At 40.8% G+C, this 2,371-nt stretch carries 4 protein-coding genes; all 4 read left to right on the top strand.

Annotation, left to right across the window (positions count from 1 at the left end; genetic code table 11):
- Positions 1 to 811 (top strand): hypothetical protein (locus MUP17_11675; protein MCJ7459635.1); only part of this gene is annotated, 811 nt, incomplete at its 5' end.
- 109 nt (positions 812 to 920) lie between these two features.
- Positions 921 to 1,562: a nucleotide exchange factor GrpE gene (gene grpE, locus MUP17_11670; protein MCJ7459634.1), complete on the top strand. Its 642-nt coding sequence runs from the start codon at positions 921 to 923 to the stop codon at positions 1,560 to 1,562.
- A gap of 79 nt (positions 1,563 to 1,641) precedes the next feature.
- The gene (locus tag MUP17_11665) at positions 1,642 to 2,199 is read left to right on the top strand and encodes a hypothetical protein (GenBank protein ID MCJ7459633.1); all 558 of its coding nucleotides are present in this window, start codon (positions 1,642 to 1,644) and stop codon (positions 2,197 to 2,199) included.
- 25 nt (positions 2,200 to 2,224) lie between these two features.
- On the top strand, positions 2,225 to 2,371 hold a 147-nt coding region (locus MUP17_11660; protein MCJ7459632.1), incomplete at its 3' end, for an Hsp70 family protein.

Raw genomic sequence — 2,371 nt, 5'->3', positions numbered from 1 at the left:
CTACAGAATCTATGTAGACAATCTTATTAAACCTGAAAAGCTAACCTCACCCGAAAAAGAGAAAATCAAAAAGGATCTATTTTCCGACTACACTGCGATAGATGACCTGCTGGCGCAGACCTCAAGGATTTTGGGCAGAACATCAAGTTTGCTCGGGGTGACTATTGCTCCTCACTTAGAGTCGGAGATTTTGACCCGGATTGATCTATTATCTCTTGCAGAAAAAAGGCTGCTTGTGGTTTTAGCTGCAAAATCGGGAATAGTCAAAAGCATTATCCTGGAAATTGATTCTGGGATAAAGCCGGAAGCCTTGCAGGAGACCGAAAGGATATTGAATCAAAGGCTTTCCGGTCTCAGTCTCAAAGATATTATGAACTCCGCGGAGAAAAGACTCAAAGACAGCTACACGGCTAAGCCCAGCCTGATCAAGCTTTTCTTAGACTCGACTGATAACCTGCTCAGTTTCCAGGAAGAAGATAAAGTATATCTGAGCGAACCGAATAAGCTTTTAGATCAGCCGGAGTTCAAGGAGTGGGGCAGGTTATCCGCTTTTGCCCGGTTGATGGAAAACAAAAGATTCTGGTTAAGGATGATAAGCGATAGGGGTGTAAGCGAAGGCGTCAGCGTTGCCATCGGCAGCGAGTTAGGCAAACGGGAGATAGAGGCTTGCAGTCTTATCTGCTGTGCTTACGGGAAAGGAAGTCTCAAAGGGAACATCGGGCTAATCGGTCCTACCCGGATGAGGTATGCCAGGCTGGTTTCCCTGGTGGATTATACTTCTGCATTATTAGGGGAGGTATTATCTCAATAAAGTTATCGAGGTTTTTGAAGTTTCAGATATTCTGGAGTGTAAATCTTCAGATTTACCCTTGATAAAGCTTTATACCTTGTATTAATACTAAGTCAGGAGGGTTATTTTATTGGCAGAGAAGAATGAAGGAAAAAAGGAAAGAAACTCCATTGACTCCTCAGGAATAGAAAGATATGAAGAAGAGGAGGAGGAATTAGAAGAGAAAAAGGAGATGGAGTTGGAAAAGTCTGAAGCCGGGATTGAGGAAACTAAAGAGGTACAAGTTGATCTTCTGAAAGAACAACTGGAGAAAACCGAGAAAGAGTATAAAGAATTGGAAGACAGATTATTGAGGGTAGCGGCTGAGTTTGACAACTACAAAAAAAGAACTGCCCGTGAGTTTCAATCCATAATCAAAAATGCTAATGAGGAGCTGATCTCCCAGTTAGTCGGGACTCTGGATAATTTTCAGAGGGCATTGGACTCAGCCAAGAATTCAGGCGATTTTGACAGTTTTCATAAAGGGGTGGAGTTGATCTACCAGCATTTCAAAGATATCCTGGGAAAAGAAGGATTGAAAGAGATCAAAGCCATTGGTGAGCCGTTTGACCCGCATCTGCACGAGGCAGTGATGCAGCAGGAAAGCGATAAGTTTGATGATGGAATAGTGATGGATGAGATCAGCAAAGGGTATATGTTGAATGATAAGGTGATTAAGCATTCTAAGGTAATTGTGTCGAAGGGGAGGCCAGAGAAGAAAAGTGGCGAGTGATCAGTGGTCAGTAATTGATAACGGATCACTGGCTACTGGTCATTAAATAGGAAAGTCCACAAAACTAGAATAGAAAGCAATGGGTATTCTGACAGATATTTACAAATTCTTCTTGACCAATGCTAATTTTGCACTTTTTATTGCTACACTACTACTCGTAATGGTGACATTTTTATATGTTCTGTATACAAAGAAAATGGCTGAAATGATGGTTAAGCAAGCAGACGAGACAAAAAAGATGGCTGATATTATGGTTAGAGAATATGAATTAAAAACGTCTCCAGTTATAGAGTTTCAACTAAGACCAAAGACTCCTGGTCAAGTAAATGTATCACTATATAACAGAGGATTCCATACTGTTGAAATTAAGAAGGTCGTATTCGAATGGTGGGATGTCAACAGCCCAGACAAAAAATATGTTAAAGAAAATGAAATAAATAAGATGCTCAACATGGAAGAGCCAATCAAGACCGATTTCGTAATTGATGATGGTGATTTAAAGAATGTTTTCCCTGAGTATGTATATGAGTCAAGAATTGACCTGTTCCGTTTGATTAACGGACTACTTTATGCAAATTGCTTAACTAAAGAAGGCAAAATCCAAAGAGCAGGGGAATTAAAAATTAAAAATCTATGAAATAATTATAGGAGGTTAACAAAAAATGGCAAAAGTTATCGGAATAGATTTAGGGACGACCAATTCCTGCGTGGCGGTGATGGAAGGGGGAGAGCCTAAAGTCATTCCCAATGCTGAAGGGATGAGAACCACTCCTTCGGTCGTAGCCTTCACGAAAACAGGCGAGAGACTG

Source organism: Candidatus Zixiibacteriota bacterium (assembly GCA_022865345.1).
Lineage (GTDB): Bacteria > Zixibacteria > MSB-5A5 > MSB-5A5 > RBG-16-43-9 > RBG-16-43-9.
Note: the sequence above shows the minus strand (reverse complement) of the source record. Positions and strands in the feature narration are given on the sequence as shown.

Bases quoted from the DNA above. Each gene is read 5' to 3' on its own strand.
- MUP17_11665 (MCJ7459633.1), top strand. From the start codon at position 1,642: ATGGGTATTCTGACAGATATTTACAAATTCTTCTTGACCAATGCTAAT.